At 64.3% G+C, this 15,992-nt stretch carries 18 protein-coding genes; 5 read left to right on the forward strand and 13 right to left on the reverse strand.

Features of this window, described 5'->3' with window-relative positions:
* Positions 1-73, reverse strand: a 73-nt coding sequence (locus AWB77_RS36190) for a manganese catalase family protein (RefSeq protein WP_208601583.1), incomplete at its 3' end; no start/stop codon positions are given.
* Between the two features lie 1,221 nt (positions 74-1,294).
* On the reverse strand, positions 1,295-1,483 hold the full coding sequence (locus AWB77_RS37355) for a hypothetical protein (RefSeq protein WP_341845014.1): 189 nt from the start codon (positions 1,481-1,483) through the stop codon (positions 1,295-1,297).
* On the opposite strand from AWB77_RS37355, the gene AWB77_RS37360 reads away from it, so the two are divergent.
* The 4 genes from AWB77_RS37360 to AWB77_RS29525 are packed head-to-tail and all read left to right on the forward strand — an operon-like array spanning position 1,482 to position 3,343.
* The gene (locus AWB77_RS37360) at positions 1,482-1,733 is read left to right on the forward strand and encodes a hypothetical protein (protein ID WP_341845015.1); all 252 of its coding nucleotides are present in this window, start codon (positions 1,482-1,484) and stop codon (positions 1,731-1,733) included. The two genes, AWB77_RS37355 and AWB77_RS37360, sit on opposite strands and share 2 nt — an antisense overlap.
* Before the next feature lie 23 nt (positions 1,734-1,756).
* Entirely contained in the window at positions 1,757-2,257 is a 501-nt protein-coding gene (locus AWB77_RS29515) for a CinA family protein (RefSeq protein WP_061138027.1), read from the forward strand.
* Positions 2,258-2,278: 21 nt separating this feature from the next.
* Complete coding sequence (gene nadE, locus AWB77_RS29520; RefSeq protein WP_061138028.1) at positions 2,279-3,127, forward strand: NAD(+) synthase; 849 nt, start codon at positions 2,279-2,281, stop codon at positions 3,125-3,127.
* Positions 3,128-3,139: 12 nt separating this feature from the next.
* Positions 3,140-3,343 (forward strand): CsbD family protein, encoded by a 204-nt coding sequence (locus AWB77_RS29525; protein ID WP_061138029.1) that lies wholly within the window; start codon positions 3,140-3,142, stop codon positions 3,341-3,343.
* A gap of 10 nt (positions 3,344-3,353) precedes the next feature.
* Here AWB77_RS29525 and AWB77_RS29530 read toward each other — a convergent pair whose 3' ends face one another.
* Genes AWB77_RS29530 through coxB form a run of 6 tightly spaced genes read right to left on the reverse strand, consistent with a single transcriptional unit; the run spans position 3,354 to position 9,438 of the window.
* Positions 3,354-4,577 carry a cytochrome c gene (locus tag AWB77_RS29530; RefSeq protein ID WP_244158694.1) on the reverse strand — a complete coding sequence of 408 codons (1,224 nt, stop codon included), beginning with the start codon at positions 4,575-4,577 and terminating at the stop codon, positions 3,354-3,356.
* A 50-nt stretch (positions 4,578-4,627) separates the two neighbouring features.
* Positions 4,628-5,008, reverse strand: coding sequence for a c-type cytochrome (locus AWB77_RS29535; protein WP_061138031.1), 381 nt, complete (start codon positions 5,006-5,008; stop codon positions 4,628-4,630).
* Positions 5,009-5,011: 3 nt separating this feature from the next.
* Positions 5,012-5,926: a cytochrome c oxidase assembly protein gene (locus tag AWB77_RS29540; protein WP_061138032.1), complete on the reverse strand. Its 915-nt coding sequence runs from the start codon at positions 5,924-5,926 to the stop codon at positions 5,012-5,014.
* A 7-nt stretch (positions 5,927-5,933) separates the two neighbouring features.
* Positions 5,934-6,566, reverse strand: a complete 633-nt coding sequence (locus AWB77_RS29545; protein WP_061138033.1) for a cytochrome c oxidase subunit 3 — start codon at positions 6,564-6,566, stop codon at positions 5,934-5,936.
* On the reverse strand, positions 6,563-8,485 hold the full coding sequence (gene ctaD, locus AWB77_RS29550; protein ID WP_061138034.1) for a cytochrome c oxidase subunit I: 1,923 nt from the start codon (positions 8,483-8,485) through the stop codon (positions 6,563-6,565). Before ctaD ends, AWB77_RS29545 begins: the two co-directional genes overlap by 4 nt.
* Positions 8,482-9,438: a cytochrome c oxidase subunit II gene (gene coxB, locus AWB77_RS29555; RefSeq protein ID WP_061138102.1), complete on the reverse strand. Its 957-nt coding sequence runs from the start codon at positions 9,436-9,438 to the stop codon at positions 8,482-8,484. The genes ctaD and coxB overlap by 4 nt, the downstream gene beginning before the upstream one ends.
* Before the next feature lie 131 nt (positions 9,439-9,569).
* On the opposite strand from coxB, the gene AWB77_RS29560 reads away from it, so the two are divergent.
* Complete coding sequence (locus tag AWB77_RS29560; protein ID WP_082852778.1) at positions 9,570-11,876, forward strand: FdhF/YdeP family oxidoreductase; 2,307 nt, start codon at positions 9,570-9,572, stop codon at positions 11,874-11,876.
* 6 nt (positions 11,877-11,882) lie between these two features.
* Here AWB77_RS29560 and AWB77_RS29565 read toward each other — a convergent pair whose 3' ends face one another.
* The 5 genes from AWB77_RS29565 to otnK all read right to left on the reverse strand — a co-directional run bounded on the left by AWB77_RS29565 (position 11,883) and on the right by otnK (position 15,829).
* Complete coding sequence (locus AWB77_RS29565) at positions 11,883-12,434, reverse strand: hemerythrin domain-containing protein (RefSeq protein ID WP_074168989.1); 552 nt, start codon at positions 12,432-12,434, stop codon at positions 11,883-11,885.
* A 79-nt stretch (positions 12,435-12,513) separates the two neighbouring features.
* Complete coding sequence (locus AWB77_RS29570) at positions 12,514-13,638, reverse strand: L-dopachrome tautomerase-related protein (RefSeq protein ID WP_061138104.1); 1,125 nt, start codon at positions 13,636-13,638, stop codon at positions 12,514-12,516.
* A 54-nt stretch (positions 13,639-13,692) separates the two neighbouring features.
* Positions 13,693-13,827 (reverse strand): hypothetical protein, encoded by a 135-nt coding sequence (locus AWB77_RS37250; protein WP_279616198.1) that lies wholly within the window; start codon positions 13,825-13,827, stop codon positions 13,693-13,695.
* Between the two features lie 65 nt (positions 13,828-13,892).
* A complete protein-coding gene (gene otnC / locus AWB77_RS29575) occupies positions 13,893-14,531 on the reverse strand; it encodes a 3-oxo-tetronate 4-phosphate decarboxylase (protein WP_061138036.1) in 639 nt (212 codons plus the stop codon).
* Complete coding sequence (otnK, locus tag AWB77_RS29580; protein ID WP_061138037.1) at positions 14,528-15,829, reverse strand: 3-oxo-tetronate kinase; 1,302 nt, start codon at positions 15,827-15,829, stop codon at positions 14,528-14,530. Before otnK ends, otnC begins: the two co-directional genes overlap by 4 nt.
* Between the last annotated feature and the right edge of the window lie 163 nt (positions 15,830-15,992).

Genomic DNA, 15,992 nt, shown 5'->3' on the forward strand with positions numbered 1-15,992 from the left:
GAAGATTGGCGAGACCCGGATTCGGAGCGGCGACACGGACGGTGTATTGCAGACGTTTGTTATGCACGAACATTTGATCGACTCCTTTGTAGTCGCGTCGAGCCCTTCGCGGGCTGGGCGCGAATCATCGAGGTTGAATGTTTTTTTGCTCGCAGCGGCCAAGAGGGCGTTTTCTAACGTCGCTTACGGTCGTGTTGCTGCGAGTCTCAGTGCTTGTGGCGCTGCACTGGCGTGGTTGCGGCGGAAGCCGCGGGCGTTTTTTTGGCCGCTGGCCTGGAGTTTTTTTGGTCCAGGGACATCGGCCTGAATAATTCTCAGCAACGCGTATGCCCATGGTTCTGGGTTTTTTTGATTTTTGGTGATCCCGTTTTCGTGACGGTCTATTAGCACTGCCCCTGTGCGGGGCGGCAGTCACTTTCTTTGCTGCTGCAAAGAAAGTAACCAAAGAAAGCAGCTTTTCAAGCCCGCGGTCATACGCAGTTTGGGTAGTTCTCTCGTCCGAGGTGGCACTCGCCTAAAGAGTGCCCTCATCACAATCACCGGGCTTGGATCGCGCACGGTCTGACTAACCATTAGTTCAAGGACGCTGGCCCAGCACCAAATGGCATCGGCACAGCGCTACGCGCTGCCGTCGGGTATGCACGGGAAATCAACGGAGCGCATGTGCGCGTGCACGTGCACGCGCACGCGCTACCGCTGACGCTTGTGCTCGTGCCTGTGCTTGTGCTGTGCTGTGCTCGTGGTTGTGCGTGTTCGCGCACCCGATCAATCCCTCGGCCGCGTAGCGGGCCGGAGCAATCTAGTGCTGAACCGACGGGCCACGCGGCGCGATGCGACGGATCGTGCGCGATCCAAGCCCGGTTGGGCCTATGAGGGCGACACTTAGGCGAGTGCCGCCTGGGACGAGAGTACTACCCAACGTGCGTGTGACCGCGGGCCTGAAAAGCTGCTTTCTTTGGTTACTTTCTTTGCAGCAGCAAAGAAAGTGACTGCCGCCCCGCACAGGGGCAGAGCTTATAGGCCGACGACAAAACAGGTTTTAATGAAAGAAGAAAGGAACACGAATGAAGCCAAAAGGCGAGTGCCACGGAGGAACGAGAGCACTAAAAGCTGCCGTCATTGCAGCAGCAAAGGAAGCGACCGCCGCCCCGCACAGGGGCAAAACCTAAAAACCCACAAAAGCCCGGATTACAGAAAGAAAGAAGGAACACCGGTTGCTGTCAAAAAGAACCAAACCCCGATGCGCCCCCAACGACGGCAAAGCGACAATGCAACCCCACCCCACGAAACTCATTCAGAACGCCCTATATACCGGCGCCGCCGCCGGCCTGGCCTCCGCCTGCGCGGCATCGGCCGCCGCCACTCGCGAGGGCCACAAACCATTCGCCGCGATCAACGCCGTATCCCACTGCCTGTGGCCCCACGCAAAGCGCCACGAAGAACCAAGCCTGCGATACACCGCAACCGGCGCAACGATCCACATGGGAAGCGCCGTCTTCTGGGGAGTATTGTTCGAAGCGCTATGCGCGAAGCGCCCCCGCCCCGCGAAGATCGTCACGGCAGCCGCGACAACCGCGCTTATCGCGTATGTCGTCGACTATCATGCGGTGCCCAAACGCGTCACGCCGGGCTTCGAAGCGCACCTGTCGACCCGCTCGCTCGCGATGACCTACGTCGCGCTCGGCGCGGGCTTCGCAATGGCCGCATTGCTCCGCTCACGCACGACACGCTGACGAATACCGAAGGAGACGCGAGATTGGACATCCCCAGACAAGTCGTGTCGTTTCTCAGTTCGCGTGGCCTCATGCTCGCGACGGCCGAATCCTGCACCGCCGGCTACATCGCTTCGCTCATCAGCTCGGTGCCGGGCAGCGGAAGCTGTCTCGATGTCGGCTTCGTCACCTATTCGCCAACCGGCAAAGCAGGCTTCTTAGGCGTGCGCGAAGACACGATGAAGCAATTTGGGTTGACGAGCGAAGCCGTCGCGCGCGAGATGTCCGAAGGCGCGCTCGCGCAGGAAGCATGCTGCGCCGACGTCGCCGTATCGAACACAGGCGTCGCCGATGCGCCTCCTGAGGGCGGACCGCCGCCCGGCACGCAATGTTTCGCATGGTCGTTCAAGTCGCGCGATGGCCGCATCCAGACCTTCAGCGAAACCCGGCGCTTCGAAGGCGAACGCAACGACGTGCGCCGCGAAGCCGCGTTGTACGCGTTATCGCGCATCGAACATTATTTCAACGGACGCTCGCAACGGTAATCGACAGCGAAGGAGCCAGGCATGAACGACAGCAAGCACGAATGGCAGGAGTGGCAGCAACGGATCATCCGCGAACTCGGCGTGGGCCCGACATTCGATGCCGACGTCGAGCTCGAACGGCGCGTCTCGTTTCTCTCCGACTATCTTTCTACGCAGGGTCTCAAGACCTACGTGCTCGGCATCAGCGGCGGCGTGGATTCATCGACCGCCGGGCGGCTCGCACAGTTGAGCGTCGAGCGTTTGCGCGCGCGCGGCTACGAGGCGCATTTCGTCGCGGTCAGATTGCCGTACGGCGTTCAACGCGATGAAGACGACGCGCAAGCCGCACTGCGCTTCGTGCAGCCCGACGAGACGCTCACCGTCAACGTCAAGGACGCGTCGGATCATATGCTCGCGGCGTTGAAGCAGGGCGGCGCGCAATACGTCGATGACTTTCAGGAAGACTTCGTGCTGGGCAACATCAAGGCGCGCGAGCGCATGATCGCGCAGTACGCGATTGCCGGGGCGCGGCGCGGTGTCGTCATCGGCACCGATCATGCGGCGGAATCGCTGATGGGCTTCTTCACGAAGTTCGGCGATGGCGGCGCGGACGTGCTGCCGCTGTCGGGGCTCACGAAGCGCCGCGTGCGCGCGCTCGCACGGTCGATGGGCGCACCGGAATCGCTCGTAATGAAAGTGCCGACCGCCGACCTCGAGACGCTCACGCCGCAGCGTCCCGATGAAGAAAGTTATGGCATCACCTACGAGGATATCGACAACTTTCTCGAAGGACAGCCGGTGAGCGAGGAAGTGCTCGTCACGATCAAACGCTTTCATACGGCGACGCAGCACAAACGGTCGCTGCCGCTGGAAGTGCCGTCGCAAACTTGAACGGAGTTCACGATGAACAAGGATCAGAAGGAAGGCATCAAGGAGCAGATCAAGGGCTGGACCGATACGGCTATCGGCACCGTCACCGGCAACGAAGATCGCAAGTTGAAGGGCGATGTCGAGATCACCAACGGCGCGAATCGCAAGGATTACGGCGATCAGAAAGACAACATCGAGAAGGGCGTCGAAGATCCGGGCGAGCCAACCAACAAGTGAAGCACGCGCGCTACTTGTGGATGGTGGCGCGCAACGATGCGACATCGTTCGTGGTGACGGGACGCGCATCGTTGCCCCACGACCCGCGCACGTAGGTCAGCACTTGCGCGATCTGCGCATCGGTGAGGCGTCCGGCGAACGGCGGCATCGGCTGGCGCGGCGGGCCGTGCATCGTCGCGGGGCTGTTGCCGCCTTCGACGACGAGCCGTATCAGCGATGTCGTGTCCTCGCTGATGACCGAAGGATTCGCGGCGAGCGCGGGGAACGCATTGGGTACGCCCTTGCCATCGTTTCGATGACACTGCGTGCAAAAGCCCGCATAGACCGCCGCGCCTTGTTCGGGCGCAACGTCGGGCGCGCGCGTTTTCAGGCGTCCCGATGGCGCGAGCGATGCATCGAAGACGCCATCGGCGGCGCCGGTCGCGGGCAGCGTCTTCAGATAGACGGCAATCGAGCGCAGATCGTCGTCGCTGAGATACTGCGTGCTGTCCTCGATCGTTTCGACCATGCTGCCGTATGCGACCATGCCCGCGCCGTGTCCCGTTTTGAGGAACGCGGCGATGTCGTCGTGCGCGATGCGTCCGAGCCCCGAGCCGGAGTCCGCGCGCAAGTTCGGCGCGTACCAGTTGTCGTTGATGCCGCCGGATAGAAACGCCTTCGACGATTCATCGTAGCCGCGCTCTTGATATGCGATGCCGCGCGGCGTATGGCAAGCGCCGCAATGCCCGAGCGATTGCACGAGATACGCGCCGCGGTTCCAGTTCGCATCGCGGCTCGGATCCGGCCCGAAACGGTCCTTCGGCGCGAACACGGCGCGCCAGATGCGCAACGCCCAGCGCTGATCGAATGGAAAGGGCACCTTCGTTTCGGGCGGGCGATGCTTCACCGGCGGCACGCCGTGCATCATGTAAGCGTAGAGCGCGCGCATGTCGTCATCGGTGATCTTGACGAAGGCCGGATACGGCATCGCCGGATAAAGCCCCTTTCCGCCGCGTCCGACGCCTTCACGCAATCCCTTCGCGAAGTCCTCGTAGCTATACGCGCCGATGCCCGTCTCGCGATCCGGCGTGATGTTGCTGCTCACGATCGTCCCGAACGGCGATGTCATCTCCAGTCCGCCCGCGTACGGCGCGCCGTTCGAAGGCGCGGTGTGGCAACCCGCGCAGTCGGCGGCTTTCGCGAGGTATGCGCCACGCGCGATCAGTTGCGCGGACGGCGCGGCGTCATCGGCCATGACCGCGAAGGGCCATAGCAGCAGACAAAGAACGAGGCGCGAGAGCGGGTTCATTGATGGTAGAGGTAAGCGGCGATATTGCGTGCGTCGAGTTCGCTCACTGCGAGATCGGGCATCGCGTTTCCGGGCACGACACGTTGCGGGAAGCGAATCCATTGCTGCAGGTTTTCGGGCGAATTCGGCAGTTTTCCAGCGATATACGCGCGTTCTCCGATCTTCTGAAGCGTCGGTCCAACGGTGCCGTATGCGCCCGGCACGCCGTCGATCCGATGACACGCGCCGCAGCCGTAGCGCTGAATCGCTTCGAGGCCGTGTCGCGGATTGCCGCCGGTGATCGCATCGGAGGAAGGCGGCTTGCCGGTGCAGGCCGTCAGCGTGACGAGCGCCACAAGCGTAACAAGTGCGACGAATGCGAGGCCGGAAGCGCGCATGATTCATCCCTCGCGCGTCATGCCGACATCGACATGCGGCGTCGCACGGCGCATCAGCCAGCGCGCGCCGACGAGCAGCCCGCCGATCAGATACGCGAGTCCGCCTGGCACCCACATCACCAGCCCGCCGAGTTGCTGATCCTGCAGCGGATCGAAGCCGAGCGCGCGCGTCGTTTCGATGCACGACGGATACCAGACGCCCGGCGCGAGCGTGAGCAGCGCGCCGAGCGCGCCAGTGTGGACCATCGTCGTGAAGAGCGAGAGCATCGCGTGCCCGCTCGATACGCCTTGCGCGTCGGGTCCGCGTCCGAACACCGTCCACCAGAACAGCAGCGCGCTTGCGAGAAAGCTCGCGTGTTGCAGCGTGTGGATGCCCGGACGCGCGAGCGCCGCCTCGAAGAAGCGCGGCGCATGCCAGCACCAGAGCGCGGCGGCGTGCAGCGTCCACGCGACGAGCGGCAAGGTCAGAAAGCGCCACGGCATCCTGATCCAGCGCGAACGCGTGCCCGCGCCGATGCGCAAGCGCATGTTCGTCGGGAACGCCCAGAGCCACACGGCGAGCGGCCGGCCGATCACCAGCAGCGGCGCGGCCATCAGCATCAGCATCTCGTGCTGCAACATGTGCGCGGAGAAGAGCCATTCGCTCAACGCATGAAGCGGCGAGACCAGCGCGACGACGAGCACGAGCCAGCCCGCAACGAACGCCGCGAGCCGCGCCGTGCGTCGCGCACGGCCTTGAGCGCCGCGCGAACGTAGCCGCGCGTAGCCAGCGACATAGAGCGCGAGGCTCACCGCGAGCGCGGCGACGACCCATGGTTCGAATGTCCACGCGAGCGGCGATGCGTCCGCCGTGACGGCGTGTGCATGCGCATCGGCGCAGATGACGAGCGCGCATAGCGGCGCGAGCCAGGTTTTCATGTTCGGTTCAATATCGCGATGCCCAATAGATGACGCCGTAAATCGGCAGCCAGCTCAACACGACGAAGTACCAGTAGATCGCGTTCTCGCTGACATCGACGAGCCGCTTGCTCTCGAACGGCCCGGTGAAGAGCAGCACGGCAAGCACGGCGGTATCGACGGTATCGGTGATGAGGTGCGTCGTGTGCAGGCCGAGCAGCAGCCACACGACGGAGCCGTACGCATTCGTGTACCAACTGACGTTCAGCGCGGCGAATTCGAGCCCTCGAAACACGAGGAAGACGACGGATGCGAAGAGACAGATCGTGAGCCAGAGCGCCGCCTTCCTGCGATCGCCGCGCTCGGCCGCGTTCTTGGCCAACTGGTTCGGCCACAAGCTGACGAGCAGGACGATCGTATTGAGCGTGCCCCAGAGAAGGCGCGGCGGATCGGCGGCCATCGGCCAGGCGGGCGCGCGTGCGCGCAGATAGAACACCATCATCACCGCGATGGCGAACACCGTGCCTTCGATCAGCATCAGGCCCATCGTGCTCCACCACATCACGCTGCGATGACCGAACGCGTAGGTGGGCAGTGCGCGCACGTCGAGCGCGAACGGATCGGTATCGTGTGCGTCGCGGCGCGGCGTACCGGCGCTCATGGCCGGCGCTCCCGCGCAACCGCGAGCTGGTTCTCGCGGCGACTCGGCCAGAACCAGCCGATCATCGCCACGGCGACGGGCAGCGACGCCCACACGATCGCCCACGGCGTATAGATCGAGCCGATGAAGAGAATCGTCGTCGCGACGGCGCTTGCAAACGGCCAGAGGGACGGCGTCGGAAACATCGGCCGATGATCGGGCCGCGCATCGAGCACGCTCGTCACGAGCACTTCGCGCGCATCGGCGGCGAGACCCGCGACGAAAGCCGGCTGCGCGGAAGGCTCCCATAGCGGATCGCGGCCATGCACGACCGGAATCGCATCGAAATTGTGCGGCGGCGGCGGCGACGGCGCGCTCCATTCGAGCGTGCCCGCGCCCCACGGATCGGCGGCGGCGCGCTCTTCGCTGCGCAGGCTCTTCACGACATTGACGATGAAAAGCAGCACGCTCAGCGCGACCACGAACGCGCCGATCGTCGCCGTGAGATTCATGCCGTCCCAGCCCATCGCGTGCGGATACGTCCACACGCGGCGCGGCATGCCTTCGAGACCGAGCAGATGCATCGGAAAGAAGGTGACGTTGAAGCCGATGAAGAACAGCCAGAACTGCCACTTGCCGAGACGCTCGTCGAGCATGCGGCCGGCGAACTTCGGAAACCAGTAGAAAAACGCGCCGAAGAGCGGAAACACGCCGCCGCCCAGCAGCACGTAATGCAGATGCGCGACCACGAAGTACGTGTCGTGAACCTGCAGATCGAGCGGCACCGATGCGACCATGATGCCCGTCATGCCGCCCATTACGAGAATGAAGAAGAACGCGAGGATGAACAACAAGGGTACGCGCAGATTGAGCTTGCCGGTCCACATCGTGCCAATCCAGCAGAAGATCTGTATCGCCGATGGAATCGCGATCATCAGGCTCGCCGCCGTGAAGAAGCTCTTGCCGAGTTCGGGAATATTCGTCGCGAACATATGATGCACCCATAGCCCGAACGACAGGAACGCCGTGGCGATGAGCGACAGCACCATCGCGGTATAGCCGAATACCGGGCGGCGCGCGAAGGTTGGAATGATCGACGAAATGAAGCCGAGCGGCGGAATGAAGATCAGATAGACCTCGGGATGGCCGAAGAACCAGAAGAGGTGTTGCCACAGCAGGACGTCGCCGCCCTTGGCCGGGTTATAGAAATGCGTGCCGACGAGGCGGTCGAGGATCAACGCCGTGCTGCACAGCATGATCGAGGGCATCGCGAAGATCACCATGAACTGCGTGACGAGCGTGGCCCACACGAAGAGCGGCATGCGGTTGAGCGACATGCCGGGCGCGCGCAGCTTGAAGATCGTCGTGATAAGGACGACGGCTTCGAGCAGACCCGACAGCTCGGTGAAGGTGATCATCTGCGCCCAGATGTCGGCGCCCTTGTTGGGCGTGTAGTCGGGACCGGCGAGCGGCACGTAGCTGAACCAGCCCGCGTTCGGCGCGGTGTTCACGGCAAGCGATGCGAACAGCAGCAGCCCGCCGAAGAGAAAGACCCAGTACGCATACGCGTTCATGCGCGCGAACGCGACGCTGCGCGCGCCGATCATCAACGGCACGAGATACGCGGCCACTGCCTGCATCACGGGGACGGCGAAGAGGAACATCATCGTCGTGCCGTGCATCGTGAAGAGTTCGTTGTAGAGGTTCGGGCCGATCAGGCGCTGATCCGGCCGCGCGAGTTGCACACGCATTGCGAGCGCGAGCAGGCCCGCGAGCACGAAGAACGCGAACGTCGTCACGATGAAGCGGCGCGCTATCGTCTTGTGATTGACCGCGCTCAACATGCCGATGAACCCCGGCGGATCGCTCCAGGTTTTCGCGAGCGCGTCGCGCACGGCGGCCGATGCGTGCGGACCGTCTGTCAGCGGCTCATCGCTCATTCAAGCGTCTCCATCCACGTTAGCAGCGCCTGCAGATCGTCGGGCGCCAGGCGCGTCGGCGGCATCGCGGTGCCGGGCTTGAGCGTGCGCGGATCGACGATCCATCCCGCGAGATTGCCGCGATTGTTCGCGAGCGTGCCGGCGGCGATGAACTGCCTGCTCGCGACATGCGTGAGATCGGGGCCGATCGTGCCGTGCGCATCGGTGCCGCGCACGGTATGACAGCGCGCGCAGTCCTGACCCATGAACACATCGCGGCCGCGCATGGCGATGTCCTCCGATGGCGCGGCGGACGGCGTGCGCTGACGCGCGGCCCATGCTTCGTATTGCGCGGGCGGATCGGCGACGACCTGAAACGCCATCAACGCATGTTCGTAGCCGCAGAATTCGGCGCATTGCCCGCGATATACGCCCGCCTTGTCCGCGCGAAATTCGATGGTCGCGTCGCGGCCCGGAATCATGTCTTTCTTGCCGTGAAGGTTCGGCACCCAGAACGTGTGGATGACATCGGCGGCTTTCAGCGACACCACGACCGGGCGTCCTACCGGCACGTGCAGTTCGTTGGCGAGCGTGAAGCCGGGCGTGTCGCCATCGGCGAGATAACGCGCTTGCCACCACCACTGATAGCCCGTCATGTCGATGCGCAATGCCTGATCGACGGGCAGGCGTGAGAGCGCACGATCGGTGAGGACGTCGGCCAGAAGGAGACCGACGAGCAGAAGCGTCGATACGCCCGTTGCGGCCGCGACCCAGAAGCGCACGCGCGGCTCGCGCCGTCCCGCGACGGACAGATCGGCGGGCGTCGCGCGATTGGCGCGCGGCGTGCGGATCATCGCGATGAGACACGCGAGCAGGATCGCCGCGAAGACCACGCAGCAGACAGCCAGCGTCAAATGCCAAAGGTCGAGGATGCGGCTCGCCTGTATACCTGCCGGATTCAGTGCGCTTTGCATGTTGGACAGAAACCAGACGTGTACGGCCCCAGCAGCAATCGCTATGCCGCGCGCCGCGACGCGCGGCGAAAACCATCTGAAAGGGTACATAGATTGCTCCCGTCGAAGGCAAACACATGCGAGGCAAAGACATGGCCGAATCAGATGCATACCCGTATTCGTCGGGGGGATGGGGCTCGCTCAAGGCCGTCACCGGCGCGCTCGTCCACGAGAAGGTGCCGCTCAAGACGAGCACCGTTTTGCTTAAGCAGAACAAGCCCGAAGGCTTCGCGTGCGTGAGCTGCTCGTGGGCGAAGCCCGCCGACCCGCATACCTTCGAGTTCTGCGAGAGCGGTGCGAAAGCAACCGCATGGGATTTGACCGCCAAACGCATGACGCCGCGCTTCTTCGAGCTCCACACGGTCACGGAGCTATGCGCGTGGCACGATCACGATCTCGAGGACGCGGGACGTCTCACCGCGCCGTTGCGCTACGACGCCGCTAGCGACAAGTATGTCAGCGTGTCATGGGAAGAAGCATTCGAAGATATCGGACGCGAGTTGCGCGCGCTCGAACCGGATCGCGTGTCGTTCTACGCATCGGGGCGTGCATCGCTGGAAACGTCGTACATGTACCAGCTTTTCGCGCGCATGTACGGCACGAACAATCTGCCCGACAGCTCCAACATGTGTCACGAAAGCACGAGCGTCGGGCTGAAGGAAGCCATCGGCGCGGGCGTCGGCACCGTCACGCTCGACGACTTCGAGAAGACCGACCTCATGTTCTTCTTCGGGCAGAACGTCGGCACGAACAGCCCGCGCATGTTGCATCAGTTGCAGGACGCAAGAAAGCGCGGCGTGCCGATCATCACGTTCAATCCGCTGCGCGAGCCGGGCCTCGTCAAGTTCGCCAATCCGCAATCGCCGGTCGAAATGTTGACGCCCGCGCATACGATTATCAGCACGCAATATCATCAGGTGAAGACGGGCGGCGATACGGCCGCGTTGCTCGGCATCTGCAAGAGCGTCATCGAAGCCGACGATCGCGCAAAGGAACGCGGCGAGCCGCGCGTGCTCGATGTCGAGTTCATCGACACGCATACCGTGGGTTTCGATGCCTTCGCGGACTATGCGCGTGCGGCATCGTGGGGCGATATCGAACGTATCGCGGGTTTGCCGCGCGCCGATCTCGAAGCCGCCGCCGCCGAATATATGCGCGCGAACGCCGTGATGACGCACTACGGCATGGGCATCACGCAGCACAGACTGGGCGTGCAGAACGTACGCATGATCTGCAATCTGCTGTTTCTGCGCGGCAACATCGGCAAGCCGGGCGCGGGGCCGTCGCCGGTGCGCGGGCATTCGAACGTGCAGGGGCAGCGCACCGTCGGCATCACCGAGAAGCCGGAGCTCGCGCCGCTCGACAAGCTCGCGAGCCAGTTCGGCTTCGAGCCGCCGCGCAAGAAAGGGATGAACATCGTCGAGACCTTCGAGGCGATGCTCGACGGCAAGGTCAGCGCGGTCATCAACCTGGGCGGCAATCTCGTGCGCTCGGTGCCGGACCGCATGCGCATCGAACCTGCGTGGCGCAATCTCAAGCTCACGGTCAACGTGGCGACGAAGCTCAATCGCAGTCATCTCGTGCACGGCGAGAAGTCGTACATTCTGCCGTGCCTGAGCCGCATCGAAGTCGATACGCAGGCGAGCGGGGCGCAGGCGGTGTCGATGGAAGACAGCACCGGCTGCATCCACGGCTCGCGCGGCGTGGCCGAACCTGCATCGGCGGATGCGCGCTCGGAGCCGTATATCGTCGCGGAACTGGCGAAGCACACGCTCGGCGATCGTTCGACGGTCGACTGGGACCGCTGGCGCAACGACTATGCGCTGGTGCGCGACGAGATCGCGAAGACGTATCCCGAGACCTTCCACGCATTCAACGAGAGAATGTGGACGCCCGGCGGCTTTCCGCGCAATCTGCCCGCGCGCGAACGCAAGTGGCAGACGAAGAGCGGCAAGGCGGAGTTCTTCGTGCCGGAAATGCTGGAGGAAGATCCGGACATGCCGGAGCGCGAACCGGATGCGCTGCGCCTCATGACCTTGCGCAGCGACAGCCAGTTCAACACGACGATCTATAGTCTCGACGACCGCTTTCGCGGCATCAGCGGCGATCGCATGGTGATCTTCATGTGCGAGGCCGATATGGCGCGCCACGGTCTCGCGAAGGACGACCGCATCGTATTGCGAACCATCGCCGACGACGGTTTCGAGCGGCGCGTCGGCGGCCTGCGCATTCATCCGTACGACATACCCGAAGGATGTATCGCGGGCTATTACCCCGAGTGCAATCCGCTGCTGCCGCTATGGCACTACGCCAAGGAAAGCAAGGTGCCCGGCGCGAAGTCGATTCCGGTGCTTATCGTCGAGGTGAACGGCACGCCGCGCAAAACGCGGGCGGCGTGACGTTCTTCAGGCGCGATATCCGCGGCGCGCGAAAGCGGGCCGCAGACAGTGCGCGAGCGCGAGCGCGCCGATCGACATCAATGCGAACGATGCAAGCGGAAACGTGCCCGCCGTATTCGCGGCAATCGCGCCGGGCCGGTTCTGCGCGACGAGCTGCATGCGGCGCTTCGTCATGCGCATGCCGAGGTCGGACAACTGCGATGCGAGCGCGCGTTCGGCCGTCGGCAGCAAAACCGTCTCTTCATCGGCGACGTGATGCATCACTTCGCGCATCAACTGCATGAAGAGCGCGTCGTAGGCGGCGTCTTCCGGGCCCATCGAACGCAGTGTCGCGATGTCCTCGCGCATCTTGTCGTGCTCGGGCTTGCTCTTCGTGAAGCGCTCGTCTCCGGCCATCGCCTCGCTGAGCGCGGGATAGAAGATCTCTTCTTCGAGTTGCGCGTGTATCTCGAGCGCGGTGCATGCAAGCTCGACGATGGCGCGCTTTCTCCACCACGGCGTCTGCGCGTGATAGCGATGAAAGGCGGCCATCACATGCGTGTGATCCATGCGGATCATCGACGTAATGGCGGGGAAGGTCGCTAGTTCCACGTTGGGCTCCTTTTGTTTAGACGTTCGATGTGCGATCCATCAGGCGCTAGCGCGGCCTGGTCGCGTAGAGCCGTGTCGGCAGCGCGATGGGACTTTGCGGGTCGAACCAGCTCATGTCGGGGATGCGCGAGTCGGTCACGTAGAGCGTGCCGTCGGCGCCTTGCGAGAACGTGTCGGGCCATACGAGGCGCTTGTCGCGCACGAGTGTGCTGAAGCGCTCGCCGTCGCGCACGCGGATCGCGTGATCTTCCACCGACGACACATAGAGCCGGCCGCGCGCATCGAACCATAGGCCGTCCGCGGGTCCGTCGATGCCGACCGTCTCGACGCGCGACGCGACCTGTTGCGCGCTCAACTGCGTGTTTTGCAGCGCATCGGTCGGGACGCGATAAAGCGTCTTGCCCTTCACCGCCTGCCAGTACAGATAGCGTCCATCGGGCGTGAGCGCGATGCCGTCCGCAGAAAAGCTCACGCGCCGCCCGTCCGTTTGCTGCAGCGGCTTGCCGTCGACCTTGACGGTCACGTTCTTGTCGGCCTGTGTGCTCGGATCGCCGTCGAGCACGCGGCGCGCCGCGCCGGAAGCCGTATCGACCACGACGATCGCGCCGCGCACGCCGGAATCGGTGATGTAGACGAAGCGGCCATCGGGACTGATGCGCACATCGTTGAGATAGCTGCCTTGCGGCGCGATGGTTTCGTCGAACGCATAGACATGCGCCACGCGGTTCGACGCCAGATCGATCTGCACGAGCTTCGGCGCGCCAGGCACGACGAGCGATTGCGCGGGCGCGCCCGGATCGATGACCCAGAGGTTGCCGCGCGTATCCGCGACGACCGATTGCACGCAGACCCAATGATCCTGCGGCGTTATTTCATCGCGGCGCGAGTTGCGCCAGCTATTCCAGTCGGCATCGGGATACGGCCGGAGATCGCCCGTGCTGCCGAGTTCCGCCACCGAGATCGGCGCGTCCTCCGTCCAGCGCGGGAAGTTGACGAAGGTGCGGCCATCGGGCGTCACGGTGACGCCGGTGACTTGATGTTCGAAGGCCGCGACGAGCTGCAGCCGCGCGCCTCCATGCCGGTCGGTGCGGCTGGCGTTTTCCTGTGCGAGGCCCGGCGGCGCGAGCGCGGCAAGGCTCACGGCAAGGACGGTGGTGACGAGCGATTTCATGATGGGCTCCGTGACGGCGATGCGTTCAAACAGCAATCGCAATGCCGCGCGCCCTTACGACTGCACGCCGTCCTCCGATAAGCCGGTTCGGTAATGCCGCATCGTCTCAGCGAGCTTCGCCGTGGTTTCGGCTTCGTCGTCGGACACCTGTTCGTAGGTCGATTCGAAACGCGAGGCGCGAGTTGTCATGGACGTTCCCGTAGTCAAGGTTCATTCCATGCCACAGCAACGCGCGTCCGCCGCCGGAAAATCGGCTACCAGCGCACACCGAACGTGGCGCACAACTCTTCGATGGCAGCGTGATCGAGCGCGTCGGGACGCGGCGTCGTCATGAGCCACAGACGCGCGGTCTCCTCGAGTTCCTCCAGCGCATACGATGCGTGCGAGACGCTGCGTTCCCACACCACCGGCCCGAGCCGCTCGAGCAATACGGCCCGCACCGACGACGCGCGCCGCGCGATTTCGGCGGCTACTTGCGGATCGCCCGGACGCCGGTAGCGCACGAGCGGCACATGCCCGACCTTCATCACGTAGTACGGCGTGATCGGCGGCAGCACGTCTTCGTCGCGCCACACGCCCGCGAGCGTCAGCGCGACGAGCGAGGTCGAATGCGTATGCACGATGCCGCGCGTATCGGCATTGTTCGCGTAGATCAGGCGATGCAGCTCCAGCGTCTTCGATGGCCGCGCGCCCGATACATGCACGCCATGCGCATCGACCTTGGCGATATCGGCAGGATCGAGCCGGCCGAGACACGCGTCGGTCGGCGTGATGAGCCAGCCGTCGTCGCAACGCGCGCTGATGTTGCCCGCAGTGCCGACGGTATAGCCGCGCGCGTACAGGCTCGCGCCTACCGTGCAGATTTCCTCGCGCAATGTGGCGTCGGCGTTCACGAGCGTTCTCCTTCCGCGTAGCGCAGCGCCTTCGCGAAGAAATCGCGTGCGCCGAAATTGCCCGACTTGAGCGCGAGCACGAGCGGCGTCTCGCCGAGCGCGACGGTCACGGGCACGCCCGGATCGATCGGCGGGCCGATCTGCAACATGTCGATGCCGAGCGCCTGCACCACCGCGCCCGAGGTCTCGCCGCCCGCGACCACGAACTTGCGCACGCCGCGCGTCTTTGCCTCGCGCGCGATGGCGGCGAGCGCATCCTCGACGAGCTTGCCCGCTGCCGCGACGCCCAGCTCGCGCTGCACCTCGCTCACTTCGCCGGGCGCGGCCGTGGCATAAATCAGGACCGGCTGCGCCGCGTGCGTGTCGATGAATGCGAGCGCGGCATCGACGACGCCTTCGCCACGCGCGAGCGCACGCGGATCGACGCGATACGCCGGGCGCACCGCGATCCATTCCGCGACCTGCGCGTTGGTCGCCTTCGACGCGCTGCCTGCCAGCACGAGCGCCGCGCCGCTGACGGCGGGCAGATCGGCGGCCTTGTCGTTCGGCTCGATCAGTCCCGCGCGACGGAAATTCTCCGGCAAGCCGATAGCCACGCCCGAGCCGCCGGTGACGAGCGGCAGGTCCGCGCACGCTTCGCCGAGCGTGCGCAGATCGGCGTCGGTGAGCGCGTCGGCGATGGCTAAGCGCACGCCGTCGGCGCGCAGCTTCGCGATCGCGCCGCGCACGGCATCGGCGCCCGCCGCGACCGTCGCGCTCGCAATCAATCCGACTTTCGACGCCGACTGACGCTGCAGCACGCGCACGAGATTCGGATCGCGCATCGGCGTGAGCGGATGGTTCTCCATGCCCGATTCGCTGAGCAGCGCATCGCCGACGAACAGATGACCGCGATACACCGTGCGCCCGTTCTCCGGAAACGCGGGGCAGGCGATTGCGAAGCCGCCTTCGCCGCCCGCCGCGAGCGCATCGAGCAGCGCCTCGGCGACTGGGCCGATATTGCCCGCATCGGTCGAATCGAAGGTCGAGCAGTACTTGAAGAAGAACTGGCGGCAGCCCTGGCCGCGCAGCCAGTCGAGCGCGGCAAGCGATTGCGCGATGGCGTCTTTCGCGTCGATGGTGCGCGACTTGAGCGCGACGACGAGCGCGTCGACTTCGCCCAGCACGGCGGATGCGGGCACGCCAATCGTCTGGATCGTGCGCATGCCGCCTCGCACGAGCGTGCTGGCGAGATCGGTGGCGCCGGTGAAGTCGTCGGCGATGCATCCCAGAACGGGACGGCGATTGCTTGTATGCATGGTGTTCCCTCCGGTCGCCGATTGTACGGCTGTGTGAGCCATCCATGTTAATCGATGTTAAAAAAATTGACTGTGATGATAAAGAGCGTTAACGTCCGTTTTGTTCGGCGCGGATCGTGTCCGCGGCCCGTCACCCAGTTCGCCGGTTGAACGTCCTCCGGCA

The sequence above is a fragment of the Caballeronia fortuita genome, assembly GCF_001544835.2.
GTDB classification, from domain to species: domain Bacteria; phylum Pseudomonadota; class Gammaproteobacteria; order Burkholderiales; family Burkholderiaceae; genus Caballeronia; species Caballeronia fortuita.

Excerpts from the sequence above, each read along its gene's own strand:
- AWB77_RS37360 (WP_341845015.1), top strand. The coding sequence starts at position 1,482 with ATGGGAAGCGCCGTCTTCTGGGGAGTATTGTTCGAAGCGCTATGCGCG.
- AWB77_RS37355 (WP_341845014.1), bottom strand. The coding sequence starts at position 1,483 with ATGTGGATCGTTGCGCCGGTTGCGGTGTATCGCAGGCTTGGTTCTTCG.
- nadE (WP_061138028.1), top strand. The coding sequence starts at position 2,279 with ATGAACGACAGCAAGCACGAATGGCAGGAGTGGCAGCAACGGATCATC.
- AWB77_RS29525 (WP_061138029.1), top strand. The coding sequence starts at position 3,140 with ATGAACAAGGATCAGAAGGAAGGCATCAAGGAGCAGATCAAGGGCTGG.
- AWB77_RS29530 (WP_244158694.1), bottom strand. The coding sequence starts at position 4,577 with ATGGCCGATGACGCCGCGCCGTCCGCGCAACTGATCGCGCGTGGCGCA.
- AWB77_RS29535 (WP_061138031.1), bottom strand. The coding sequence starts at position 5,008 with ATGCGCGCTTCCGGCCTCGCATTCGTCGCACTTGTTACGCTTGTGGCG.
- AWB77_RS29540 (WP_061138032.1), bottom strand. The coding sequence starts at position 5,926 with ATGAAAACCTGGCTCGCGCCGCTATGCGCGCTCGTCATCTGCGCCGAT.
- AWB77_RS29545 (WP_061138033.1), bottom strand. The coding sequence starts at position 6,566 with ATGAGCGCCGGTACGCCGCGCCGCGACGCACACGATACCGATCCGTTC.
- ctaD (WP_061138034.1), bottom strand. The coding sequence starts at position 8,485 with ATGAGCGATGAGCCGCTGACAGACGGTCCGCACGCATCGGCCGCCGTG.
- coxB (WP_061138102.1), bottom strand. The coding sequence starts at position 9,438 with ATGCAAAGCGCACTGAATCCGGCAGGTATACAGGCGAGCCGCATCCTC.
- AWB77_RS29560 (WP_082852778.1), top strand. The coding sequence starts at position 9,570 with ATGGCCGAATCAGATGCATACCCGTATTCGTCGGGGGGATGGGGCTCG.
- AWB77_RS29565 (WP_074168989.1), bottom strand. The coding sequence starts at position 12,434 with ATGATCCGCATGGATCACACGCATGTGATGGCCGCCTTTCATCGCTAT.
- AWB77_RS29570 (WP_061138104.1), bottom strand. The coding sequence starts at position 13,638 with ATGAAATCGCTCGTCACCACCGTCCTTGCCGTGAGCCTTGCCGCGCTC.
- AWB77_RS37250 (WP_279616198.1), bottom strand. The coding sequence starts at position 13,827 with ATGACAACTCGCGCCTCGCGTTTCGAATCGACCTACGAACAGGTGTCC.
- otnK (WP_061138037.1), bottom strand. The coding sequence starts at position 15,829 with ATGCATACAAGCAATCGCCGTCCCGTTCTGGGATGCATCGCCGACGAC.